This is a genomic window from Neisseria sp. SLRRB23 (assembly GCF_050896295.1).
GTDB lineage: Bacteria > Pseudomonadota > Gammaproteobacteria > Burkholderiales > Neisseriaceae > Neisseria.
Genome location: NZ_JBPBFH010000016.1, coordinates 30,860 through 55,406, shown reverse-complemented (window position 1 = coordinate 55,406; position 24,547 = coordinate 30,860). Strand labels below are relative to the sequence as shown.

The 24,547-nt window shown below is 52.1% G+C and carries 26 protein-coding genes; 21 read left to right on the top strand and 5 right to left on the bottom strand.

All coding sequences use genetic code 11. The annotated features are described in order from the left end of the window. The 3 genes from ACRPFF_RS05955 to ACRPFF_RS05945 all read left to right on the top strand — a co-directional run. Positions 1-1,615 (top strand): ArnT family glycosyltransferase (locus ACRPFF_RS05955; protein ID WP_432674083.1); only part of this gene is annotated, 1,615 nt, incomplete at its 5' end. Between the two features lie 101 nt (positions 1,616-1,716). Continuing rightward, entirely contained in the window at positions 1,717-2,322 is a 606-nt protein-coding gene (locus ACRPFF_RS05950) for a glutathione S-transferase N-terminal domain-containing protein (protein WP_003750963.1), read from the top strand. 71 nt (positions 2,323-2,393) lie between these two features. Then, positions 2,394-2,786: a ClpXP protease specificity-enhancing factor gene (locus tag ACRPFF_RS05945; protein WP_025457630.1), complete on the top strand. Its 393-nt coding sequence runs from the start codon at positions 2,394-2,396 to the stop codon at positions 2,784-2,786. A 28-nt stretch (positions 2,787-2,814) separates the two neighbouring features. On the opposite strand, the gene ACRPFF_RS05940 is transcribed toward ACRPFF_RS05945, so the two are convergent. The 4 genes from ACRPFF_RS05940 to ltgA form a co-directional block, all read right to left on the bottom strand. Next, positions 2,815-2,964 carry a hypothetical protein gene (locus tag ACRPFF_RS05940; RefSeq protein ID WP_432674082.1) on the bottom strand — a complete coding sequence of 50 codons (150 nt, stop codon included), beginning with the start codon at positions 2,962-2,964 and terminating at the stop codon, positions 2,815-2,817. A 20-nt stretch (positions 2,965-2,984) separates the two neighbouring features. Further along, on the bottom strand, positions 2,985-3,431 hold the full coding sequence (locus ACRPFF_RS05935) for a GatB/YqeY domain-containing protein (protein WP_432674087.1): 447 nt from the start codon (positions 3,429-3,431) through the stop codon (positions 2,985-2,987). A gap of 131 nt (positions 3,432-3,562) precedes the next feature. Next, positions 3,563-3,775 carry a 30S ribosomal protein S21 gene (gene rpsU / locus ACRPFF_RS05930; RefSeq protein ID WP_002214819.1) on the bottom strand — a complete coding sequence of 71 codons (213 nt, stop codon included), beginning with the start codon at positions 3,773-3,775 and terminating at the stop codon, positions 3,563-3,565. A gap of 288 nt (positions 3,776-4,063) precedes the next feature. Then, positions 4,064-5,911 (bottom strand): lytic transglycosylase LtgA, encoded by a 1,848-nt coding sequence (ltgA, locus tag ACRPFF_RS05925; RefSeq protein WP_432674081.1) that lies wholly within the window; start codon positions 5,909-5,911, stop codon positions 4,064-4,066. A 480-nt stretch (positions 5,912-6,391) separates the two neighbouring features. On the opposite strand from ltgA, the gene ACRPFF_RS05920 reads away from it, so the two are divergent. The 3 genes from ACRPFF_RS05920 to ACRPFF_RS05910 all read left to right on the top strand — a co-directional run bounded on the left by ACRPFF_RS05920 (position 6,392) and on the right by ACRPFF_RS05910 (position 8,878). After that, entirely contained in the window at positions 6,392-7,129 is a 738-nt protein-coding gene (locus ACRPFF_RS05920; protein WP_432674080.1) for a methionine ABC transporter ATP-binding protein, read from the top strand. 1 nt (position 7,130) lies between these two features. Continuing rightward, the gene (locus tag ACRPFF_RS05915; protein WP_301883681.1) at positions 7,131-7,817 is read left to right on the top strand and encodes a methionine ABC transporter permease; all 687 of its coding nucleotides are present in this window, start codon (positions 7,131-7,133) and stop codon (positions 7,815-7,817) included. A 194-nt stretch (positions 7,818-8,011) separates the two neighbouring features. Continuing rightward, positions 8,012-8,878, top strand: coding sequence for a MetQ/NlpA family ABC transporter substrate-binding protein (locus ACRPFF_RS05910; RefSeq protein ID WP_432674079.1), 867 nt, complete (start codon positions 8,012-8,014; stop codon positions 8,876-8,878). Positions 8,879-8,939: 61 nt separating this feature from the next. On the opposite strand, the gene ACRPFF_RS05905 is transcribed toward ACRPFF_RS05910, so the two are convergent. Beyond that, positions 8,940-9,509 (bottom strand): UbiX family flavin prenyltransferase, encoded by a 570-nt coding sequence (locus tag ACRPFF_RS05905; RefSeq protein ID WP_432674086.1) that lies wholly within the window; start codon positions 9,507-9,509, stop codon positions 8,940-8,942. 156 nt (positions 9,510-9,665) lie between these two features. Here ACRPFF_RS05905 and ACRPFF_RS05900 point away from each other — a divergent pair, with 156 nt between their 5' ends. The 15 genes from ACRPFF_RS05900 to ACRPFF_RS05830 all read left to right on the top strand — a co-directional run bounded on the left by ACRPFF_RS05900 (position 9,666) and on the right by ACRPFF_RS05830 (position 23,903). After that, positions 9,666-10,526 (top strand): ParB/RepB/Spo0J family partition protein, encoded by an 861-nt coding sequence (locus ACRPFF_RS05900; protein ID WP_107859537.1) that lies wholly within the window; start codon positions 9,666-9,668, stop codon positions 10,524-10,526. Positions 10,527-10,755: 229 nt separating this feature from the next. Then, a complete protein-coding gene (locus ACRPFF_RS05895; protein ID WP_250314437.1) occupies positions 10,756-11,109 on the top strand; it encodes an ATP synthase subunit I in 354 nt (117 codons plus the stop codon). Beyond that, positions 11,099-11,965: a F0F1 ATP synthase subunit A gene (gene atpB / locus ACRPFF_RS05890; protein WP_411712878.1), complete on the top strand. Its 867-nt coding sequence runs from the start codon at positions 11,099-11,101 to the stop codon at positions 11,963-11,965. Before ACRPFF_RS05895 ends, atpB begins: the two co-directional genes overlap by 11 nt. 56 nt (positions 11,966-12,021) lie before the next feature. Continuing rightward, positions 12,022-12,264, top strand: coding sequence for a F0F1 ATP synthase subunit C (atpE, locus tag ACRPFF_RS05885; protein ID WP_003708448.1), 243 nt, complete (start codon positions 12,022-12,024; stop codon positions 12,262-12,264). 73 nt (positions 12,265-12,337) lie between these two features. Next, a complete protein-coding gene (locus ACRPFF_RS05880) occupies positions 12,338-12,808 on the top strand; it encodes a F0F1 ATP synthase subunit B (protein ID WP_411712879.1) in 471 nt (156 codons plus the stop codon). Positions 12,809-12,812: 4 nt separating this feature from the next. Next, positions 12,813-13,346 carry a F0F1 ATP synthase subunit delta gene (locus ACRPFF_RS05875; RefSeq protein ID WP_003676110.1) on the top strand — a complete coding sequence of 178 codons (534 nt, stop codon included), beginning with the start codon at positions 12,813-12,815 and terminating at the stop codon, positions 13,344-13,346. Positions 13,347-13,356: 10 nt separating this feature from the next. Then, positions 13,357-14,904, top strand: coding sequence for a F0F1 ATP synthase subunit alpha (atpA, locus tag ACRPFF_RS05870; RefSeq protein WP_003676111.1), 1,548 nt, complete (start codon positions 13,357-13,359; stop codon positions 14,902-14,904). A 24-nt stretch (positions 14,905-14,928) separates the two neighbouring features. Then, entirely contained in the window at positions 14,929-15,804 is an 876-nt protein-coding gene (gene atpG / locus ACRPFF_RS05865; protein ID WP_061734175.1) for a F0F1 ATP synthase subunit gamma, read from the top strand. 38 nt (positions 15,805-15,842) lie between these two features. Then, positions 15,843-17,240: a F0F1 ATP synthase subunit beta gene (gene atpD / locus ACRPFF_RS05860; RefSeq protein ID WP_003750991.1), complete on the top strand. Its 1,398-nt coding sequence runs from the start codon at positions 15,843-15,845 to the stop codon at positions 17,238-17,240. Between the two features lie 10 nt (positions 17,241-17,250). After that, a complete protein-coding gene (locus ACRPFF_RS05855) occupies positions 17,251-17,673 on the top strand; it encodes a F0F1 ATP synthase subunit epsilon (RefSeq protein ID WP_003676117.1) in 423 nt (140 codons plus the stop codon). Positions 17,674-17,845: 172 nt separating this feature from the next. Beyond that, positions 17,846-18,742, top strand: coding sequence for a glycine--tRNA ligase subunit alpha (glyQ, locus tag ACRPFF_RS05850; RefSeq protein WP_432674078.1), 897 nt, complete (start codon positions 17,846-17,848; stop codon positions 18,740-18,742). Positions 18,743-18,858: 116 nt separating this feature from the next. After that, positions 18,859-20,922, top strand: a complete 2,064-nt coding sequence (glyS, locus tag ACRPFF_RS05845; RefSeq protein ID WP_432674077.1) for a glycine--tRNA ligase subunit beta — start codon at positions 18,859-18,861, stop codon at positions 20,920-20,922. 63 nt (positions 20,923-20,985) lie between these two features. Continuing rightward, the gene (locus tag ACRPFF_RS05840) at positions 20,986-22,023 is read left to right on the top strand and encodes a glycosyltransferase family 2 protein (RefSeq protein ID WP_432674076.1); all 1,038 of its coding nucleotides are present in this window, start codon (positions 20,986-20,988) and stop codon (positions 22,021-22,023) included. Between the two features lie 3 nt (positions 22,024-22,026). Then, positions 22,027-22,854, top strand: a complete 828-nt coding sequence (locus ACRPFF_RS05835; RefSeq protein ID WP_432674075.1) for a glycosyltransferase family 25 protein — start codon at positions 22,027-22,029, stop codon at positions 22,852-22,854. 206 nt (positions 22,855-23,060) lie between these two features. Further along, positions 23,061-23,903, top strand: coding sequence for a glycosyltransferase family 25 protein (locus ACRPFF_RS05830; RefSeq protein ID WP_432674074.1), 843 nt, complete (start codon positions 23,061-23,063; stop codon positions 23,901-23,903). Positions 23,904-24,547 lie beyond the last annotated feature (644 nt).

Here is a 24,547-nt window from a genome sequence, read left to right as displayed (position 1 = left end):
GCTGATGCTGATGGCGTTTGCCTGGTTGTGGCCGGGTGTATTTTCACATGATTTATGGAATCCTGCCGAACCTGCCGTTTATACTGCCGTCGAAGCACTGGCAGACAGCCGTGTTCCTTTGGTTGCCCATCTGTTCGGGCATGCCGATTTCGGCATACCGCCCGTGTATCTTTGGGTTGCTGCCGCGTTCAAACATTTGCTGTCGCCGTGGGCTGCTGACCCGTATGATGCCGCACGCTTTGCAGGCGTATTTTTTGCCGTTATCGGACTGACTTCCTGCGGCTTTGCCGGTTTCAACTTTTTGGGCAGACACCACGGGCGCAGCGTTGTTTTAATCCTTATCGGCTGTATCGGGCTGATTCCGGTTGCCCATTTCCTCAATCCCGCTGCCGCCGCCTTTGCCGCCGCAGGGCTGGTGCTGCACGGCTATTCGCTGGCACGTCGGCGCGTGATTGCCGCCTCTTTCCTGCTCGGTACGGGTTGGACGCTGATGTCGCTGGCGGCAGCTTATCCGGCAGCATTTGCGCTGATGCTGCCCCTGCCAGTGCTGATGTTTTTCCGTCCGTGGCAAAGTAGGCGTTTGATGTTGACGGCAGTCGCCTCGCTTGCCTTTGCCCTGCCGCTTATGACCGTTTACCCGCTGCTCTTGGCAAAAACGCAGCCCGCGCTGTTTGCGCAATGGCTCAACTATCACGTTTTCGGTACGTTTGGCGGCGTGCGGCACGTTCAGACGGCATTCAGTTTGTTTTACTATCTGAAAAACCTGCTTTGGTTTGCACTGCCCGCGCTGCCGCTGGCGGTTTGGACGGTTTGCCGCACGCGTCTGTTTTCGACCGATTGGGGGATTTTGGGCGTTGTCTGGATGGCTGCCGTTTTGGTGCTGCTCGCCGCCAATCCGCAGCGTTTTCAGGACAACCTCGTCTGGCTGCTGCCGCCGCTCGCCCTGTTCGGCGCGGCGCAACTGGACAGCCTGAGGCGCGGTGCGGCGGCGTTTGTCAACTGGTTCGGCATTATGGCGTTCGGACTGTTTGCCGTGTTCCTGTGGACGGGCTTTTTCGCCATGAATTACGGCTGGCCCGCCAAGCTTGCCGAACGCGCCGCCTACTTCAGCCCGTATTACGTTCCCGACATCGATCCCATTCCGATGGCGGTTGCCGTACTGTTCACACCCTTGTGGCTGTGGGCGATTACCCGCAAAAACATACGCGGCAGGCAGGCGGTTACCAACTGGGCGGCAGGCGTTACCCTGACCTGGGCTTTGCTGATGACGCTGTTCCTGCCGTGGCTGGACGCGGCGAAAAGCCACGCGCCGGTCGTCCGGAGTATGGAGGCATCGCTTTCCCCGAAATTGAAACGGGAGCTTTCAGACGGCATCGAGTGTATCGGCATAGACAGCGGCGATCTGCACACGCGGATTGTTTGGACACAGTACGGCACATTGCCGCACCGCGTCGGCGATGTACAATGCCGCTACCGCATCGTCCGCCTGCCCCAAAATGCGGATGCGCCGCAAGGCTGGCAGACGGTCTGGCAGGGTGCGCGCCCGCGCAACAAAGACAGCAAGTTCGCACTGATACGGAAAATCGGGGAAAATATATTAAAAACAACAGATTGAACCGAATTTCTGGATTAAGTGCCGGAAATTGCGTATAATTGCGCGATTAAATCTTTATAAATCAGCCGTTTTGCAGGCATCACACAGGAGCGACAATTATTATGATGACCCTCTATTCCGGCATTACCTGCCCCTTCAGCCACCGCTGCCGCTTCGTTTTGTACGAAAAAGGTATGGATTTTGAAATCAAAGACGTCGATATTTACAACAAGCCCGAAGACCTCGCCGTCATGAATCCGTATAACCAAGTTCCCGTGCTGGTCGAGCGCGATTTGGTGCTGCACGAGTCCAACATCATCAACGAATACATTGACGAACGCTTCCCCCATCCGCAGCTTATGCCCGGCGATCCCGTTATGCGCGGCCGGGGCCGGCTGGTGCTGTACCGTATGGAAAAAGAATTGTTCAACCACGCCCAAGTTTTGGAAAACCCCGCCGCTACCAACAAGGAACAGGCAAAAGCGCGCGAAGCCATCGGCAACGGTCTGACCATGCTTGCCCCTTCGTTCAGCAAAAGCAAATACATCCTCGGCGAAGATTTTTCTATGATTGATGTCGCCCTGGCCCCGCTGCTGTGGCGGCTCGACCACTACGATGTCAAACTGGGCAAAAGTGCCGCGCCGCTGCTCAAATACGCCGAGCGCATCTTCCAGCGCGAAGCCTTTATCGAAGCACTGACACCCGCCGAAAAAGCCATGCGCAAATAAGCTCGGAATGCTTGCAAAACCCGCCGTTTTGCAGGCATTTTCCTATTTTGGTGTACAACACGGAACCCATTATGCCCACCTCAACCAAACCCTATATCCTCCGCGCACTTTGCGAATGGTGCAGCGACAACAGCCTCACACCGCACATCCTTGTCTGGGTCAACGAACACACGCGCGTCCCCATGCAGTACGTCCGCGACAACGAAATTATGCTCAACATCGGCGCGACCGCCACGCAAAACCTTCAAATCGACAACGATTGGATCAGCTTTTCCGCCCGCTTCGGCGGACAGGCGCACGACATATGGATACCTGTCGGACACGTCCTCAGCATTTTTGCACGGGAGACCGGAGAAGGTATGGGGTTTGAATTGGAGGAGTACCGCCCCGACACGCCGTCTGAAAACACTTCTGCCGAAACCGCGCCCCGACCCGCCAAAAAAGGNTTGAAATTGGTCAAATAAATCTATGCCGTCTGAACGGAATCGTGTTTCAGACGGCATTTTGTCCGATGGGGCGCAAACGGAATCTGTTTATCGGCAAAACCTGTTTCGGCGTATCGAAACCGTGTTGCCCCTGCCGATTCGATATTGGGATATTGAAAATGCCGTCTGAACCTGCGATACGGGCTTCAGACGGCATTTTGTCCGATATTCGGGTAATCAGGCGGTTAGTACGGCTTTCAGGATTTTGTTGACTTCACCCATGTCGGCTTTACCGGCAAGTCGGGTTTTCAATACGTCCATCACTTTGCCCATATCCGCCATACCTGCCGCGCCGGTTTCGGCAACGGCGGCTTCGACCTCGGTACGGATTTCGCCGGCGGAAAGCATTTGGGGAAGGTAGCGGTGCAGTACCTCGATTTCGGCGTTTTCTTTGTCTGCCAAGTCCTGCCGCCCCGCGTCAGTATAGATTTTCGCGCTGTCTTTGCGCTGTTTGACCATTTTGGTCAGGATGGCGGTGATTTTGGCATCGTCGGCTTCGGTGCGTTCGTCCACTTCAAACTGTTTGACGGCGGCGTTGATAAGGCGGATGGTGCCGAGGGAAACTTGGTCTTTGGCGCGCATCGCGGTTTTCATGTCTTCGGTAAGGCGGATTTTCAGGCTCATAATGTCCTCGCTGGGATGTCGGATGGAAACGGCGGGTTTCGATGCCGTCTGAAAAGCAAAACACACCGCAGAGCAGGTCTTGCGGTGTGTCCTCATATCACAGGGCTGACCTGTAATCTGTACTTGAACGTTTAGTACATTTTGGGCGGCAGTTGTTGGCTGCGCAGGCGTTTTTGCAGGCGTTTTACGGCTGCCGCTTTTTTGCGTTTGCGTTCGGTAGTCGGTTTTTCGTAGGCTTCGCGGGCGCGCAGCTCGGTCAGCAGGCCTGTTTTTTCTACGGCGCGTTTGAAACGGCGCATAGCGACTTCAAATGGTTCATTCTCTTTTACGCGGATTGCAGGCATTTTATTTCCTTTAATAAATTCGGTTGTTGCATCTGCCCATCATATCGGTGGAAAGGGTAGGGCAGACGGTGTTGAAGGTTTACCGTATCGCTGTGCCTTGCGGCGGCGGGATACGCGCCGTGACGGAAACATCACCTCCTAACGGGTCGGCTTGTGCCGTGTCAAGCTGCTTGAAAAAGCAGGAAAAACAATTTTCGGATTGTCTTATATTTATGGTTCGCCGTCAATGCCGTTCGGGATAAAAATGCCGTCTGAAAGACCGGGCGGGTTTCAGACGGCATCGGTACGTCAGCGGGCGGGGACAATGCCCATACGCTGTTTGAGCGGTATGTGCGGCGCGCCGAAGAGGGCGGCGTAGTAGGCGGCATTGGTCATCACTTTTTTGACATAGTCGCGCGTTTCGGAAAACGGGATGGTTTCGGCATATACCGCGCCCTCAAGGGGGATATCCGCCTGCCATCGGCGCGCCCTGCCGGGACCCGCGTTATAGCCTGCGGTAGCGAGGACTTCGTTGTTTTGCAGGCGGCGTTTGGTGTCCGCCATATACCACGTCCCCATACGGATATTACCGTCGGCGGTGTAAAGTTGTGCGGCATCCATACCGATTTTGCCGGCGATTTCGCGCGCGGTGGCAGGCATGACCTGCATCAGCCCCTGCGCGCCTACGCCGGATTGCGCACCCATAACGAAGCGGCTTTCCTGACGAATCAGCCCGTAAACCCACGCCGGATCGACATTAACATTTTGCGCGTGGCGGATTACCGTGTCTTTAAACGGCGAAATATAGCGCAAGGTGTAGTTGAGTTTGCGGTCGGTGCGTTCCGCGCTGTTGACCGCCATATCGTAAAAACCGTGGTTGAACGCGGTTTGCGCGGCGGTCAGCAGCTTGTCTTCGTCGAAGCCGCGTGTGGCAAAACGCCATTCCGCCTGAGCCTGACGGCGCATTTTCGCATCGCCGGTGGTTCGGCTGTTTTGGAATAGCACCAGCGCGCGTTTGACTGCGCCGTCTTCCGCCATACGGAGGACGCTGTTTGTGTCGGCATCAGGTACATTGTTGCGCGTATCGATTTTGCGCCCCAACTCTTCCCCTGCCAGTACGGCATAAAAATTCCTGCCTGTCGCTGCCGCCTGTTTGTAGAGTTTTTCCGCCTCTTGCGTGTTGCCCGTTGCGGCGCGGCTGCGTGCCAGCCAGTAGAGCCAGGTCGGGCTTTTTTGCAGTTTTTCGGGCATATGCGAGATAACGGAGGCCAGCTCGTCCCAACGTCGGGCGCGCAAGGCGGCGCGGGCGTACCATTCGATTTGGTCGTCGGTCAGTTGGCGGCGGTCGGAAACTTTGCCGTAATAGTCCAAGGCGGCAGGCACATTGAGGCTTTGCGACTGATAATGCCCCAATACGCCCCACGCGAAACTGCGTTGTTCGGGGCTTAAACCGCTTTCCATTTCGGACAGCAGGGCGGCGGCATTCGGCGATTTACGNGCCTCTTTGCCGATGACGTTCAACAGGGCGTATTCGCGCGAACCTTGTGTGCTGCCGTCAAACGAGCTGCCCAATGCGGCGGCAAGGTTGCGTGCGTCTGTGGTTTGGCTGTTGGCCAACAGTCCGCGCACGCGCCTCCAGGCATTGTTGCCGGCCAACAAGCCGGATGCGGCTGCCTGTTCCAACAGTTTGGTGCAGCCCGAAGGCAGTTTGCCCGTATTTTTGACCAGTTCGGCGGTACGCGTATAGTCGTTGCGGTTCGAATCGGCGTAGCATTCGACTTCTTGGGCGCGCCCTTCAGGTTTGAGTTTGGCATATTCCTGTGCAAACAGCGTCCACTGTTTGCGTGCGCCCAAAGACTTCAGCCACTCGTTGCGGACATTTTCCGCCATCGCGCTGTCGCCGGCGTTTTCCAAATAGGCGGCGACTGCCGCATCGTTTTTCTGTTTCACTGCATCCAGTGCGGACGGGTAGCTGCCGTAATCTGCCAGCGTTTTTCCTTCGGGTTCGGCAGGGCGGGTGGGAACGCTTGCCGAAAGACCGGCAGTTTCTATATTGTCTGCCGGGGTCTTGCCGCCGGGCGCGTTTGTCGAAGAACACGCGGCAAGCACCAGGGCCGCCAGCAGCGGCAGGGAATGCTTCATAGAGGGTAGGTACATCGGATTTCCTTAAGAATCGGAACCCTGAACGGTCAGGGTTGGAAAAGACAAAATGCCGTCTGAACAGGCGTTTGCCCGAATTATATGCCGAAACTGCACCGCCTTTGGAATGTTTCCGACATAATTTATAGTGGATTAAATTTAAACCAGTACAGCGTTGCCTCGCCTTGCCGTACTATCTGTACTGTCTGTGGCTTCGTCGCCTTGTCCTGATTTTTGTTAATCCACTATATATTTTTCAATTATTTGCCGTTTGGGTGCGAACCGCTGCCTTTGCCCGTTTCAGACGGCATTGTCCGAAATGGTTGCCCGCTTCCTACGTTATTGACAAAAAAACGCTTTCCCGATAATATCCTACGAAAATTAACCTGCCGATTTGACACAGCTTGCGGGCATAACAGCTAAAGCGTTCCGACAATTTCAGCTTTATCTTCCGTGCCCGTTGTGTCTGACATCGGGCTTTGTTTTATGGGAAAGACAATGATTATTTTGGACAAGGTTTCCAAGCATTACCAAACGCGCGACAAGACCCGTTTTGCCGCCGTCGAGCCGACCAGCCTCGAAATCCGCGACGGCGAAATCTTCGGGCTGATGGGCTATTCCGGCGCGGGCAAATCCACCCTGTTGCGACTGATTAACCTGTTGGAACGTCCCGACAGCGGCAAGGTCAACGTCTGTGGACAAGAGCTGACCGCGCTCGATGCCGCCGCATTGCGCCGGGCGCGGCAAAATATCGGTATGGTGTTCCAGCAGTTCAACCTGTTGAACAACCGCACCGTCGCCGGCAACGTCGCCTTCCCATTGGAAATCGCCGGATGGCCGTCTGAAAAAATCAAAGCGCGCGTTGCCGAATGCCTCGAAATCGTCGGCCTGACCGAACGCGCTGACCACTACCCTGCCCAGCTTTCAGGCGGGCAGAAACAACGCGTCGGCATCGCCCGCGCGCTCGCATCCAAGCCGCAAGTCATCCTCGCAGACGAACCCACTTCCGCCCTCGATCCCGCTACTACGCGCAGCGTCTTGGAATGTTTGGAAGACATCAACAAACGCTTCAACGTAACCATCGTCATCGTAACCCACGAAATGAGCGTCATCAGACGACTGTGCGACCGCGCCGCCCTCTTGGATAAAGGNAAAGTCGTCGAAATCGTCGAAGTACGCGGCAACCAAATCCACGCCCAATCCGACATCGGGCGCGAACTGATTCGGGAGGACTGATATGGCAGACTTAACATTCGAACAAGCCGTTTCCACCATCGTCGGCATGAAAGACGAAATCGTCCGCGCCTTGGGCGAAACTTTCGTGATGGTCGGCTTGTCCACCACATTCGCCGTCATCTTCGGCACGCTCTTGGGCGTGTTGCTCTTCGTAACTTCCAGCCGCCAACTGCATTACAACAAGCCGGTGAATTTCCTGCTCGACAACCTCGTCAACCTCATGCGCGCCTTCCCCTTCGTCATTTTGATGATTGCGATGATACCCGCCACACGCGCCATCGTCGGCAGCACCATCGGCCCGGTTGCCGCCTCGCTGGTGTTGAGCGTGTCGGGATTGTTTTATTTTGCCCGACTGGTGGAGCAAAACCTGCGCGAAGTCCCCAAAGGCGTGATTGAAGCCGCCGCCGCGATGGGTGCGCCTCCGGTTGCCATCGTCCGCAAAGTCCTCTTAAACGAAGCGCGCGCGGGCATGGTTTCCAGCATTACCGTGCTTGCCATCGGTCTGCTCTCATACAGCGCAGCGGCAGGCATGATAGGCGGCGGTGGCTTGGGCGACCTCGCCATCCGCTACGGCTACTACCGCTACCAAACCGAAGTCATCGTCTTTATCGTCGCCCTTCTCGTGCTGCTGGTCATCCTGATTCAAAGCACCGGCAACGCGTTGGCGCGGAAACTCGACAAACGTTAAACCCGAATGCCGTCTGAAGCACAGATGAAGCAGGCCTTCAGGTCTGAGGACGATACGGCGGGGGGAAATATCCGCCGTACTGTTAAAAATGCTATAGAATCTTTTCTGCGGCAAATGCCGTCTGAATGTTAAACTATGACGGATTTATTGCCTGCAGCTTTAGTTTGAAACTTTCCCACATATCAGGAGATAACATGACAAACTTCTTCAAAACCCTTTCCGCTGCCACACTCGCGCTTATTTTGGCGGCTTGCGGCGGTCAAAAAGACAGCGCGCCCGCAGCCTCTGCTGCCGCCTCTTCAGCCAATAACGGCGCGGAGAAAAAAGAAATCGTCTTCGGTACAACGGTCGGCGACTTCGGCGATATGGTCAAAGACCAAATCCAACCTGCGTTGGAGAAAAAAGGATACACCGTCAAATTGGTTGAATTTACCGACTATGTGCGCCCGAATCTGGCATTGGCGGAGGGCGAGTTGGACATCAACATCTTCCAACACAAACCCTATCTTGACGATTTCAAAAAAGAACACAATCTGGACATCACCGAAGCCTTCCAAGTGCCGACCGCGCCTTTGGGACTGTATCCGGGCAAGCTGAAATCGCTGGAAGAAGTCAAAGACGGCAGCACCGTATCCGCGCCCAACGACCCGTCCAACTTCGCACGCGCCTTGGTGATGCTGAACGAACTGGGTTGGATTAAACTCAAAGACGGCATCAATCCGCTGACTGCATCCAAAGCGGATATTGCCGAAAACCTGAAAAACATCAAAATCGTCGAGCTTGAAGCTGCGCAACTGCCGCGCAGCCGTGCCGACGTGGATTTTGCCGTCGTCAACGGCAACTACGCCATAAGCAGCGGCATGAAGCTGACCGAAGCCCTGTTCCAAGAGCCGAGCTTTGCTTATGTCAACTGGTCTGCCGTCAAGACTGCCGACAAAGACAGCCAATGGCTTAAAGACGTAACCGAGGCCTATAACTCCGACGCGTTCAAAGCCTACGCGCACAAACGCTTCGAGGGCTACAAATACCCTGCCGCATGGAATGAAAGCGCAGCCAAATAAGGCAGTCGTATAAAATGATGCCGTCTGAACCGTATCCGTGTTCAGACGGCATTTTTGTCTTTTAGTCCGCCATTCCCTGCCATTCCGCCGAATCCGGCGTATCGATTCCGAAAAGCGACAAAGCGTGTGCGACACTGTGCGCCACTATGTCGTCCGCCGTCTGCGGTTTGCGGTACATCGCAGGAACAGGGGGAAACACCACGCCGCCCATTTCTGTTACCCGTTTCATATTCTCCAGATGGGCAAGGTTCAACGGTGCTTCGCGGACCATCAGTACCAGCCGCCGCCTTTCCTTCAAAACTACATCCGCCGCACGTGTCAGCAGATTGTCGCCGAAGCCGTGCGCGACAGAGGCAAGCGTCCGCATCGAACAGGGTGCAACCAGCATCCCATCCGTTTTAAACGTCCCGCTGGCAATGCATGCCCCGATATTGCCAATCGGATGGACGAAGTCGGCCAAGGCATATACTTCGTCTTTCGTATAATCCGTTTCCGAAGTCCGGGCCATCTCCGCACCTTTCGATACCACAAGGTGTGTTTCGACATCTTGCGTAAGCAGAAGCCGCAATGCCTTAATGCCGTAAGCAAAGCCGCTTGCCCCGCTGATGCCGACAATCAACCGTCGAGTCATCATCCGCCTTTCCGTTATGCCGCCGGCAGCGGCAAAGCGGTTATTATAGTGAAAAAAACGATTCGAGATAAACACGGATACAAATTGTCGGCAACACTCAATATCCGATAAAATATCGACTTTATCATTACATTTGAACACGTAAGGGAGAAAGGCATGGCAAAAGTAAAAGGCGGATTGGGGCGCGGTTTGGATTCGCTGCTCGCCAACGGCGCAGACAACAGCAGCGGCGACCGATTGACCACGGTTGCAGTTAAAGATATCCAGCCCGGCCGCTATCAGGCGCGTGTTCAAATCGATGACGAAGCCTTGCAGGAGCTGGCAGATTCGATTAAGGCACAGGGCGTGATACAGCCCGTCATTGTGCGGGAGCACGGTTTGTCCCGGTACGAACTGATTGCAGGGGAGCGGCGATGGCGCGCCTCCCAGCTTGCCGGCCTGACCGAAATCCCCGTCGTTATCAAGACTATCAGCGACGAAACCGCACTGGCCATGGGGTTGATAGAAAACCTTCAGCGAGAGAATCTCAACCCTATCGAAGAAGCGCAGGGGTTGAAACGTCTTGCCGACGAGTTCGGACTGACCCACGAAACCATAGCCAAAGCCGTCGGCAAAAGCCGAAGTGCGATTTCCAACAGCCTGCGCCTTTTAAGCCTGCCCGAACCCGTGCAGGAAATGCTTTACCAACGCCGCCTCGAAATGGGACACGCCCGCGCATTGCTGACCCTGCCCGTCGTCGAACAGCTCGAGTTGGCGCAAAAGGCTGTCAAAAACGGCTGGTCGGTGCGCGAAGTCGAACGCCGCAGCCAAATTGCCCATCAGAACAAACAGTCCGAACCCAAAAAAAATACTGCTTCCGACATCAGCCGCCTTAACGATTTGCTGACTGAAAGGCTGGGTGTCAACGCTGAAGTCAAAACCGTTAACCACAAAAAAGGCAGGATTGTCCTATATTTCGATACGCCTGAAACGTTCGGCCACCTGTTGGAGCAGTTGGGAATAGATTACCAGCCTTAATTTTGCGCAATATGCCGTCTGAAATATAAAGTGTAAAGAAATTTCGGACAAGCTCCTCAATATCCTGTAATCATATGTAATATGTGTTAGAATAGCGGGGTTGGATTTTGGGGAGCCGCTTGTCTGTATCGGCGGCGAGTTTCACAAAGATTAACATATTGCTTGACGTAAGAAGGCTTCTAAATTATATTAGCCGCGCCTCAAATCCGAGGTGGAATCATTCTTTTTTATGAAGCAGATTATTATCCTGCAATTTGCAGTATTATCCGTATGTTCTCTAGTTTCCCTTGTTATATGGGGGTATTCGGGGTTTCTATCGGCAATCGGCGGCGGCCTGTCCTATCTGCTTCCCACGCTTGTTGCAGTTTTACTTTTAAAACTTTTCAGTGGGGATCCCTTTCTGCAAAGCAGGATGTACATCTTCGGAGAGATTTTAAAAGTAGTGCTGTCGCTGTTGTCTATGCTTGCCGTATTTGCAATATGGCATCAATCGCTGGTGTTCGCCCCGTTTCTAATGGGGCTGCTCGGTGTCAGCCATCTGGTTTTTTTAGTATTGTTGAGAGTGAAAGATTATGGCAGGTGAAACCATTACCGCTGCCGACTACATCAAGCACCACTTGCAGAGCTTGACCAGTTTGTCGGATGTTACTCAGGGTCAGGGACTGAAAAACATTGCTGATTTTTCGTTTATTAACCTTGATGCCGTCTTTTTTGCCGTCCTGTTGGGCGTAATCGGCAGCTTCCTGTTGTGGCGCGGTGCAAAAAAAGCGACGGCAGGCGTTCCCGGACGTTTTCAGGCAGCCGTGGAAATCTTGTTCGAGTTTGTGGACGATATGTGTAAGAGCATCATTCACAATGAACAGTCTAGAAAAGCCATCGCCCCTTTGGGTTTAACACTTTTTGTCTGGATTTTCCTGATGAATGCGATGGATATGCTGCCTGTTGACCTGTTACCGTGGGTTTGGCAGCATCTGACCGGTAATCATCACGCCCTGTTGCGTGTTGTGCCTACCGCTGATTTGAATACTACTTTGGCTCTTGCCGTCGGCGTGTTGCTGATTTGTATTTATTACAACATCAAAATCAAAGGATTGGGTGGCTGGTTTCACGAGCTGTTTAGCGCGCCGTTCGGTGCGAAGCTTGCACCGGCAAACTTCCTGCTGAATTTGGTCGAGTTTCTTTCTAAAACCGTATCACACGGTATGCGGTTGTTCGGCAATATGTATGCGGGCGAGTTGGTATTCCTGCTGATAGCCTTGCTTGGCGGTGCTTGGGCGGCTTCCGGCAGCGTTGAAGCAATGGATCCGATTCTGTTCGTCTTCCACATTATTGCCGGATTGGCGTGGGCGATTTTCCATATTTTGGTTATTACCCTGCAGGCGTTTATTTTTATGGCATTGGCGTTTGTCTATATCGGACAGGCACATGATGCGCACTGATTTTCCCAAGTAGTTTGTTTTTGTAGTTTAACCTTTGTTTCTTTAAGGAGTTTAAAATGGGTTTGATTGCTATCGCATGTGGTTTGATCGTTGCATTGGGCGCACTGGGTGCCTCTATCGGTATCGCAATGGTTGGTTCTAAATATTTGGAGTCTTCTGCTCGCCAACCTGAACTGATCGGTCCGCTGCAAACCAAACTGTTCTTGATTGCTGGTCTGATCGACGCGGCCTTCTTGATCGGTGTGGCTATTGCCCTGTTGTTCGCCTTCGTTAACCCGTTTGGTACTGGTGCTGCGTAATCAAGGCGGAGAAATCCGTTCAGATACAGGCTTACCGTCTGTTTGATTAACCCAGATACGAAGGTTAAGTAACGTGAATATTAATGCAACCTTATTTGCGCAAATCCTAGTTTTCTTTGGCTTGGTTTGGTTTACGATGAAATTCGTATGGCCTCCGATTGCCAAAGCATTGGATGAGCGTGCCGCAAAAATCGCCGAGGGCTTGGCTGCTGCCGAGCGCGGTAAGAGCGATTTTGAGCAGGCAGAGAAAAAAGTTGCAGAACTTATGGCCGAAGGGCGTCATCAGGTAACCGAAATGGTTGCCAACGCCGAAAAACGTGCTGCAAGAATTGTAGAAGAAGCCAAAGAGCAAGCTTCTCATGAAGCAGCACGCATTGCAGCCCAAGCAAAAGCTGATGTAGAGCAAGAAGTTAACCGTGCACGCGAAGTGTTGCGCGAACAGGTTGCTTCATTGGCTGTTAAAGGTGCGGAATCTATCCTGCGTAAAGAAGTCGATGCTTCCAAACATGCAGATTTGCTCAGTGCCTTAAAACAGGAGCTGTAATCTTATGGCAGAGTTCGCAACGATTGCCAGACCTTATGCGAAAGCATTGTTTAGTCTGGCTCAGGAAAAAAACCAAATCGAGTCTTGGTTGGGCGAACTGAAAGAACTCGCAGCGGTTGTTCAAGATGAGAAAGTCATCGCTTTCATCGAGCAGCCGGAAACGGGAGCTTCCGAAAAGGCAGAAACGCTCAAAGGTCTTGTCGGTATCAAAAATGTCGAATTGGCAAATTTTATTACCGTTTTGGCCGAACAAAAGCGTTTGCTGGTATTGCCAGAAATTTATGCCCAATATCAAGATTTGACCTTGATACACAACAATACGAAATCGGCAGTAATTTACAGCGCGTATGAACTCAGTTCTCAGCAGCTGGCCGATGTTACCGATATCCTGATAAAACGCTTCAACAGCAAATTGGATGTGGTGGCTAAAGTTGCCCCTGAATTAATCGGTGGCATCAAAGTAGAAGTGGGTGATCAGGTCTTGGATTTGTCCGTACAAGGCAAACTGAATGCTTTGTATGCGACTATGACAAATTAGGAGAGTTTTCATGCAGCTTAATCCTGCTGAAATTAGCGATTTGATTAAAGCCAAAATCGAAAATCTGTCCGTCAATGCAGAAGTGCGTACCCGTGGTACTGTCGTTTCTGTTACAGACGGCATTGTGCGCATTCATGGCTTGTCAGACGCGATGCAAGGTGAGATGCTCGAATTCCCCGGTAACACTTTCGGTCTGGCCATGAACTTGGAGCGCGACTCCGTCGGTGCCGTAGTGTTGGGTGAGTACGAACACATTAAAGAAGGCGATACAGTTACCTGTACCGGCCGTATTTTGGAAGTGCCGATCGGTCGCGAACTGGTTGGTCGCGTGGTTGATGCATTGGGTCGTCCTATCGATGGAAAAGGTCCAATCAACACAACATTGACTGCTCCAATCGAAAAAATTGCACCAGGTGTGATTGCGCGTAAATCGGTTGACCAACCAATGCAAACCGGTCTGAAAGCTATTGACTCTATGGTTCCGGTTGGTCGTGGCCAACGTGAGTTGATCATTGGTGACCGTCAAACCGGTAAAACAGCCGTAGCACTGGATGCCATCGTTAACCAAAAAGGTACAGGCGTTATCTGTATTTATGTGGCTATCGGTCAAAAAGCATCTTCTATTGCCAACGTAGTACGCAAATTGGAAGAGCATGGCGCGATGGAACATACTATCGTGGTTGCTGCAACTGCTTCTGAAGCCGCTGCACTGCAATACATCGCTCCTTACTCCGGTTGTACCATGGGTGAATTCTTCCGTGACCGTGGTGAAGATGCGTTGATCGTATACGATGATTTGTCTAAACAAGCCGTTGCATACCGTCAAATTTCCCTGCTGTTGCGCCGTCCTCCTGGCCGTGAAGCATATCCTGGCGACGTATTCTATCTGCACTCCCGTCTGTTGGAACGTGCAGCCCGCGTCAGCGAAAATGAAGTTGAAAAACTGACCAATGGCGAAGTAAAAGGCAAAACCGGTTCTCTGACTGCGTTGCCAATTATTGAAACCCAAGCTGGTGACGTATCAGCATTCGTACCAACCAACGTAATCTCGATTACAGACGGCCAAATCTTCTTGGAGACCGACTTGTTCAACGCCGGTATCCGTCCTGCAATCAATGCCGGTATTTCTGTATCGCGCGTAGGTGGTGCAGCACAAACCAAAGTCATCAAAAAACTGGGTGGCGGTATTCGTTTGGCGTTGGCACAGTACCGTGAATTGGCGGCGTTCTCGCAATTTGCTTCCGATTTGGACGAAGCAACACGCAAACAGCTGCAACACGGTGAAGTGGTTACTGAATTGATGAAACAAAAACAATTCAGCACATTGAACACTGCCGAAATGGCATTGACTTTGTGGGCGATCAACAACGGTTCTTACGCAGATGTTCCGGTATCCAAAGCCTTGGCTTTCGAAGCAGAATTCTTGAGTTTCGTACGTACGCAACATCCTGAGGTTCTGGAAGCGATTAATGCATCAGGCGCAATGTCTGACGAAAGCGAAAAAGCATTGACCGAAGCCATGAAATCTTTCAAATCTTCTTACGCTTACCAAGCATAAGTATTGAGATGAAAGGAGTCTGAAATGGCAGTCGGAAAAGAGATTCTCACCAAAATCCGTAGTGTTCAAAATACCCAAAAGATCACTAAAGCGATGCAAATGGTGTCGACCTCTAAAATGCGGAAGACTCAAGACCGGATGCGCTTAGCGCGTCCGTACGCCGAAAAAGTGCGTACAGTGATGAGCCATCTTGCACAGACTAATGCCGATCATGGTATCAAACTGTTGGAGCCGCATCGCGAAGTGCGTCGTGCGGGTTTCATCTTGATTACCTCGGACAAAGGTTTGTGCGGCGGCTTGAACGCAAACGTACTGAAAAAGTTTTTGGCGCAAGTTCAAGAGTATCAGGAACAAGGCATCGAAGTCGAAGTCGTGTGCTTGGGTAGCAAAGGTTTGGCTGCATGCCAAAGCATCGGTTTGAATGTTATTGCCAGCGCAACCAATTTGGGCGACACCCCAAAAATGGAGGCGTTGCTTGGCCCTTTGACCGAAATCTTCCAACGTTATGAGAAGCATGAATTAGACCGTATCCATATGGTTTACTCACGTTTCGTCAACACAATGCGCCAAGAGCCGCGTATGGAAGTTTTGCTGCCTATCGGTGAAAACGTTATTGACGACGGAACAGGTCATTCTTCATTTACTTGGGAATACCGCTACGAGCCGAGTCCTATCGCCGTATTGGAATATTTGGTTCGCCGCTATTTAGAGTCTGTGGTTTATCAGGCATTGAGCGACAACATGGCATCCGAACAAGCCGCGCGTATGGTAGCGATGAAAGCCGCAACCGACAACGCAGGCAATGCCATCAAAGAATTGCGCTTGGTGTACAACAAATCGCGTCAAGCCGCGATTACCACAGAATTGTCAGAAATTGTAGCAGGTGCGGCGGCAGTTTAATGCCGTCTGAAGCCTGAACAGGAAATTAGGATACGATAATGAGCCAAGGCAAAATCGTGCAAGTTATTGGTGCGGTGGTTGACGTGGAATTTCCACGCGACGCTATCCCGCATGTTTACGATGCCCTGAAATTGGACGAGAACGGTCTGACTCTGGAAGTTCAACAGCTTCTGGGTGACGGCGTTGTCCGTACTATTGCAATGGGTAGTTCAGACGGCCTGAAACGCGGCATGTCTGTAAGCAATACTGGTGCGCCAATCACTGTGCCGGTAGGTAAAGGTACATTGGGTCGTATTGTCGACGTATTGGGTACGCCTGTTGATGAAGCAGGTCCTATCGATACCGACAAGAGCCGTGCCATTCACCAAACTGCTCCGAAATTCGACGAGTTGTCTGCAACTACCGAATTGCTGGAAACCGGTATTAAAGTGATCGACTTGCTGTGTCCGTTTGCTAAGGGCGGTAAAGTAGGTCTGTTCGGTGGTGCCGGTGTGGGCAAAACCGTGAACATGATGGAATTGATCAACAACATCGCCAAAGCGCACAGCGGTCTGTCCGTGTTCGCAGGTGTGGGTGAACGTACCCGTGAAGGTAACGACTTCTACCACGAGATGAAAGATTCCAACGTATTGGATAAAGTAGCCATGGTGTATGGCCAAATGAACGAACCTCCAGGCAACCGTCTGCGCGTTGCTTTGACCGGTTTGACTATGGCCGAATACTTCCGTGACGAAAAAGACGAAAACGGTAAAGGCCGCGACGTATTGTTCTTCGTTGACAACATCTACCGTTACACTTTGGCCGGTACCGAAGTATCTGCACTGTTGGGCCGTATGCCTTCTGCAGTGGGTTACCAACCGACATTGGCTGAAGAAATGGGTCGTTTGCAAGAGCGTATTACCTCTACCCAAACCGGCTCCATTACTTCCATCCAAGCCGTATATGTACCTGCGGATGACTTGACTGACCCGTCTCCAGCGACAACCTTCGCCCACTTGGACGCAACCGTCGTATTGAGCCGTGATATTGCATCTTTGGGTATTTACCCGGCAGTTGACCCGCTTGACTCTACTTCACGCCAATTGGATCCGATGGTATTGGGTCAAGAGCACTACGACGTAGCGCGCGGTGTACAGTCTACTCTGCAAAAATACAAAGAATTGCGCGACATCATCGCCATTCTGGGTATGGACGAATTGTCTGACGAAGACAAACTGACTGTGATGCGTGCCCGTAAAATCCAACGCTTCCTGTCTCAACCGTTCCACGTTGCCGAAGTGTTTACAGGTTCTCCAGGCAAATATGTCGCTCTGCGCGATACCATTGCCGGTTTCAAAGCCATTTTGAACGGCGAATACGATCATCTGCCCGAGCAGGCATTCTATATGGTCGGCAGCATTGAAGAAGCAGTAGAGAAAGCGAAAACCTTAAACTAAGGAGGTCGGCATGAGCGTCATGCAAGTTGAAGTGGTCAGTAGCGAGCAAAACATCTATTCGGGCGAAGCCAGCTTTGTAGTGGTTCCGACCGTTCAAGGTGAGCTTGGTATTTACCCGCGACACGAGCCGATTATGAGTTTGGTGCGGCCGGGAGCTTTGCGTTTGACTGTTCCCGGCGAGGATAAGGAGGTCTTGGTTGCTGTTTCAGGTGGTGTCTTGGAAGTTCAACCTGATAAAGTTACCGTTTTGGCGGACGTTGCCGTCCGTAGTGCGGAGATGGATCAGGCACGTGCGGAAGAGGCGAAAAAAGCTGCCGAAGCCGGTATCTCTCAAGCCAAAGACGATAAGGATTTGGTAGAGGCACACAAGGCATTGGCTGCCGCAATTGCACAGCTCAAAACTTTGGACTATATCCGTTCGCACAAGAAATAAAACTTGTTTGGTTTGAAAAAGCACGACCGTTTGGCCGTGCTTTTTATTTTCCGGATTTAAATTAAAAAATTATCCATCCCCTGGTTTCAAATCAGGCTGTCTTCGAGATAAATCTATTCAAGCGGCTATGGAAACAGTAAAATAAAACCTTTATTTTATCGAACAATAAGTCATGCTCACCTTCCAACAAATCATCTTTAAACTGCAAACATTCTGGGCAGACAAAGGCTGCCCTGTCATCCAACCCTTCGACATGGAAGTCGGTGCCGGCACATCCCATCCCGCCACCTGCCTGCGCGCACTCGGCCCCGAGCCTTGGTTTGCCGCCTACGTCCAACCCAGCCGCCGCCCCAAAGACGGCCGCTACGGCGACAACCCCAACCGCCTGCAACACTATTACCAATTCCAAGTCGCCCTCAAACCCGCCCCCGCCAATATCCAAGACCTCTATCTCGACTCCCTGCGCGAATTGGGCATCGATCCCAAAGTCCACGACATCCGCTTCGTCGAAGACGACTGGGAAAACCCCACCCTCGGCGCGTGGGGTTTGGGCTGGGAAGTCTGGCTCAACGGCATGGAAGTAACACAGTTTACCTATTTCCAACAAGTCGGCGGCATCGACTGCACCCCCGTACTCGGCGAAATCACCTACGGCATCGAACGCTTGGCGATGTACCTGCAAGGCGTGGAAAACGTCTATGACCTCGTTTGGGCAAAAACGCCGGACGGCAACACCGTAAGCTACGGCGACGTGTACCATCAAAACGAAGTCGAGCAATCCACCTACAACTTCGAATACAGCGATGCCGACTGGCTCTTGCGCCAGTTCAACGACTACGAAGCGCAAGCCAAACGCCTGCTCGCCGTTGAAGAAGCAAGCCTTGCGCTGCCCGCCTACGAGCTGGTCCTCAAAGCGGGGCATACGTTCAACCTTTTAGACGCACGCGGCGCGATTTCCGTAACCGAACGCGCCACCTACATCGGGCGCATCCGCGCGTTGAGCCGCGCCGTGGCGCAAAAATATGTCGAAAGCCGCGAAAAACTGGGCTTCCCGTTGATTAAAAAATAACGATACGTCGTCTGAAACAGGTTTTCAGACGGCCTTTTTTGCGTATCCATTAATACAGGCCGTACGGCATATGCAGGCTTTATAAGCAGGGCCTACGGACAAACAGAAAGTCTCATATGACAACCCAAACCCTTTTAATCGAACTCCTTACCGAAGAACTTCCGCCCAAAGCCCTGAATAATCTGGGCAACCATTTTGCCGCCGCCGTTGCCGAAGGCCTAGAAAAAGCGCAACTGATTGACGGCGCAGCCGAATTTACGGCTTATGCCTCGCCGCGTCGTTTGGCGGTTCAAGTCAAAAACGTCAAAGCCGTTCAGGCCGATCAAAAAATCGTGAAAAAAGGCCCTGCCGTGGCGAATGCCATGAAAGACGGTGCGCCGACCAAGGCTTTGGAAGGTTTTGCACGCGGTGCTGGGGCGAAAATCGAAGACTTGACCATCGTCCACGACGGCAAGCAGGACGTGTACGCCTACGAATACGTCCAAACCGGCAAACCGTTGGGCGAACTCTTGGAAGACATTATCAATCAAGCGGTTAAGAAATTGCCGATTCCGAAAGTGATGCGTTGGGGCAGCAGCACGTTTACCTTCGTGCGCCCCGTTCACGGGCTGATTGTGCTGCACGGCAGCGAGATTGTAAACGTCAGCGTTTTGGGTCTGCAAAGCGGCAATCAAACCTTGGGACACCGCTTCCTCTCCGACGGCGAAATCACCATTAAAAACGCCGACAGCTACGCCGCACAAATGCGCGAACAAGGCAAAGTCGTCGCTTCGTTTGCCGAGCGCAAAGCCGCGATTCAGACGGCATTGGAAGGGCAGGCACGCCGTCTGAACGCCGCCGTTGCCGCCGATGAGGCCCTGTTGGACGAAGTAACTGCATTGGTCGAATGGCCTGTGGTATTGGAAGCCGGTTTTGAGGAACACTTCCTCGCCGTGCCTCAAGAATGCTTGATTTTGACGATGCAGCAAAACCAAAAATACTTCCCGCTGCTCGATCAAAACGGCAAGCTGATGAACCGCTTCCTGCTGGTCTCCAACCTGCAAACCGAAGACCCGTCGCACATCATCCGAGGCAACGAACGCGTTTTGCGCGCGCGCCTGTCTGATGCCGAGTTCTTCTACAAGCAAGACCAAAAAGCGACTTTGGAAAGCCGCCTGCCCAAGTTGGCAAACGTGGTGTACCACAACAAAATCGGTTCGCAAGCCGAGCGTATCGAACGCCTGCAAAGCATCGCCGCCCACATCGCTAAAGCATTGGGCGCGGATGCCGCCGCAGCCGAGCGCGCCGCGCGTCTTGCCAAAGCCGACTTGGTAACCGAAATGGTCGGCGAGTTCCCCGAACTGCAAGGCACGATGGGCAAATACTATGCCCGTTTGGACGGCGAAACCGAAGAAATCGCCGAAGCCGTCGAGCAGCACTACCAGCCGCGTTTTGCCGGCGACAAGCTGCCCGAAAGCAAAATTGCCGCCGCCGTGGCACTGGCGGACAAGCTGGAAACCTTGGTCGGCATTTGGGGCATCGGTTTGATTCCTACCGGCGACAAAGACCCCTACGCCCTGCGCCGCGCCGCCTTGGGTATTTTGCGGATGCTGATGCAGTACGGTTTGGACGTGAACGAACTGATTCAGACGGCCTTCGACAGCTTTCCCAAAGGTTTGCTCAACGAAAAAACGCCGTCTGAAACCGCCGACTTTATGCAGGCGCGCCTTGCCGTGTTGCTGCAAAACGATTATCCGCAAGACATCGTTGCCGCCGTACTCGCCAAGCAGCCGCGCCGTTTGGACGATTTGACCGCCAAACTGCAGGCTGTCGCCGCGTTCAAACAACTGCCCGAAGCCGCCGCGCTCGCCGCTGCCAACAAACGCGTGCAAAACCTGCTGAAAAAAGCCGATGCCGCGTTGGGCGAAGTCAATGAAAGCCTGCTGCAACAGGACGAAGAAAAAGCCCTCTTTGCCGCTGCGCAAGGCTTGCAGCCGAAAATCGCCGCCGCCGTCGCCGAAGGCAATTTCCAAACCGCCTTGTCCGAACTGGCTTCCGTCAAGCCGCAAGTCGATGCCTTCTTTGACGGCGTGATGGTGATGGCGGAAGATGCCGCCGTAAAACAAAACCGCCTGAACCTGCTGAACCGCTTGGCAGAGCAGATGAACGCGGTGGCCGACATCGNGCTTTTGGGCGAGTAACCGTTGTACAGTCCAAATGCCGTCTGAAGCCTTCAGACGGCATCAAATTATCGGGAGAATAAATTGCAGCCTTTAGTCAGCGTTTTGATTTGCGCCTACAACGTAGAAAAATATTTCGCCCAATCATTAGCCGCCGTCGTGAATCAGACTTGGCGCAACTTGGATATTTTGATTGTCGATGACGGCTCGACGGACGGTACGCTTGCCATTGCCCGGCAGTTCCAAGAACAGGACAGCCGTATCCGCATCCTCGCGCAGCCGCGCAATTCGGGCCTGATTCCTTCTTTAAACATCGGGCTGGACGAATTGGCAAAGTCAGGAATGGGGGAATATATTGCCCGCACCGATGCCGACGATATTGCCACCCCCGACTGGATTGAGAAAATCGTGGGTGAGATGGAAAAAGACTGCAGCATCATTGCCATGGGTGCGTGGCTGGAAGTTTTGTCGGAAGAAAAGGACGGCAACCGGCTGGCGCGGCATCACAGGCACGGTGCAATTTGGGACAAACCGACCCGGCATGAAGACATTGCCGCCGTTTTTCCTTTCGGCAACCCTATACACAACAACACCATGATTATGAGGCGCAGCGTCATTGACGGCGGTTTGCGTTACAACACCGAGCGGGATTGGGCGGAAGATTACCAATTTTGGTACGATGTCAGCAAATTGGGCAGGCTGGCTTATTATCCCGAAGCCTTGGTCAAATACCGCCTTCACGCCAATCAGGTTTCATCCAAACACAGCGTCCGCCAACACGAAATCGCGCAAGGCATCCAAAAAACCGCCAGAAACGATTTTTTGCAGTCTATGGGTTTTAAAACCAGGTTTGACAGCCTTGAATACCGCCAAACCAAAGCAGTAGCGTATGAATTGCTGGAGAAGGATTTGCCAGAAGATGATTTTGAGCGGGTACGCCATTTCTTGTATCAATGTTTCAAATGGACAGATACGCCACCTTCAAATGCATGGCTGGATTTTGCGGCAGACGGCAAGATGAGGCGGCTGTTTACCATGAGGCAATACTTCAGCATTTTACGCCGACTGATTAAAAACCGCTGGCAGGCGCGGCCAGATCCGGCAGACAAAAAAACAGGATAAATCATGCAAAATCACGTTATCAGCTTAGCTTCCGCCGCAGAACGCAGGGCGCACATTGCAGCAACCTTCGGCAGTCGCGGCATCCCGTTTCAGTTTTTCGACGCACTGATGCCGTCTGAAAGGCTGGAACAGGCAATGGCGGAACTCGTCCCCGGTTTGTCGGCGCACCCCTATTTGAGCGGAGTGGAAAAAGCCTGCTTTATGAGCCACGCCGTATTGTGGAAACAGGCGCTGGACGAAGGCGTACCGTATATCGCCGTATTTGAAGACGACGTTTTACTGGGCGAAGGCGTGGAGCAGTTCCTTGCCGAAGATACTTGGTTGGAAGAACGCTTTGACAAGGATTCCGCCTTTATCGTCCGCTTGGAAACGATGTTTATGCACGTCCTGACCTCGCCCTCCGGCGTGGCGGACTACTGCGGGCGCGCCTTCCCGCTGTTGGAAAGCGAACACTGGGGGACGGCGGGCTATATCATTTCCAAAAAAGCGATGCGGTTTTTTCTGCAACATTTCGCAATGTTGCAGCCGGAACAGATAAAACCTATCGACCTAATGATGTTCAGTGATTTTTTCGATAAGGAGGGGATGCCTGTTTATCAGGTCAGTCCGGCCTTATGCGCCCAGGAATTGCATTACACTAAGTTTCATAATAAAAGCAGCGTGTTGGGTAGTTTATTGGAAGATGAGCGAAGTAAAATCCCAAAACAAAAACATAAAGACAGGACACTGAAAGAGCGATTGATTCATGCATTGACAAAAATCAGCAGGGAAAAGAAAAAATGGGAGGAAAGAAAGAAAATGAGTGAGGCGGTTATCATACCGTTCCGATAAACATCCCAGTGCATAGTGGATTAAATTTAAACCAGTACGGCGTTGCCTCGCCTTGCCGTACTATTTGTACTGTCTGCGGCTTCGTCTCCTTGTCCTGATTTAAATTTAATCCACTATAAAGCCAAAGCCATATGTGTTTCTGATTCAAAAATCTTTTTGATGTGTTTATTGTGAACGGGACAGTTCCAGTTTTAAGGGAGGTTCTGATGAGAAATTATGTTATCAGCCTTGCTTCTGCCAAAGAACGCAGGGCGCACATTGCCGATACCTTCGGCAGGCACGACATTCCGTTTCAGTTTTTCGACGCACTGATGCCGTCTGAAGAACTGAGTCGGGTGATGGAGGAGTTGGTGCCGGGATTGGCAAAACAGCACCTGTTGAGCGAAGTGGAAAAAGCCTGCTTTATGAGCCATGTCGTATTGTGGAAGCAGGCGTTGGACGAAGGCGTACCGTATGTTGCCGTATTTGAGGACGACGTTTTACTCGGCGAAGGCGCGGAGAAATTCCTTGTCGAAGATACTTGGTTGGAAGAGCGTTTTGATAAGGATTCTGCCTTTATTGTCCGTTTGGAAACGATGTTTGCGAAAGTTATTGTCAGACCGGATAAAGTCCTGAATTATGAAAACCGGTCATTTCCTTTGCTGGAGAGCGAACATTGGGGGACGGCTGGCTATATCATTTCGCGTGAGGCGATGCGGTTTTTCTTGGAAAGGTTTGCCGTTTTGCCGGCAGAGTGGATTAAAGCGGTAGATTGGATGATGTTTACTTATTTCTTTGATAAGGAGGGGATGCCTGTTTATCAGGTTAGTCCCGCCTTATGTACCCAAGAATTGCATTATGCCAAGTTCCTCAGTCAAAACAGTATGTTGGGTAGCGATTTGGAAAAAGATAGGGAACAAGGAAGAAGACACCGCCGTTCGTTGAAGGTGATGTTTGACTTGAAGCGTGCTTTGGGTAAATTCGGTAGGGAAAAGAAGAAAAGAATGGAGCGTCAAAGGCAGGCGGAGCTTGAGAAAGTTTACGGCAGGCGGGTCATATCGTTCAAATAGTTTGTGTAAAATATAGCGGATTAAAATGAGAAATGGACACACTGTCATTCCTGCGCAGGCGGGAATCTAGTTCGTTCGGTTTCACTTGTTTTAAGTTTCGGGTAACTTCCACTTCGTCATTCCCGCGCAGGCGGGAATCCAGTCCGTTGAGTTTCAGTCATTTCCGATAAATCACCGCAACGTTAAATTTCTAGATTCCCACTTTCGTGGGAATGACGGCGGAGAGAGTTTGTTGTTTCGGATGAATCCCTGTCGTTTTTCGTTTCTAGATTCCCGCTTTTGCGGGAATGACGGTGGGGGGATTTCTGTTTTTCCGACAAATTCCTAAAACTTAAAATTCCGTTATTTCCACGAAAACAGAAAACCAAAAACAGAAACCTGAAAACAGCAACCTAAAATTCGTCCTTCCCGCGCAGGCGGGAATCCAGTCCGTTCGGTTTCGCTTGTTTTAAGTTTCGGGTAACTTCCACTTCGTCATTCCCGCGCAGGCGGGAATCTAGTCCGTTGAGTTTCAGTCATTTCCGATAAATCACCGCAACGTTAAATTTCTAGATTCCCGCTTTCGCGGGAATGACGTCGGAGAGGGTTTGTTGTTTCGGATAAATCCCTGTCGTTTTTCGTTTCTAGATTCCTGCTTTCGCGGG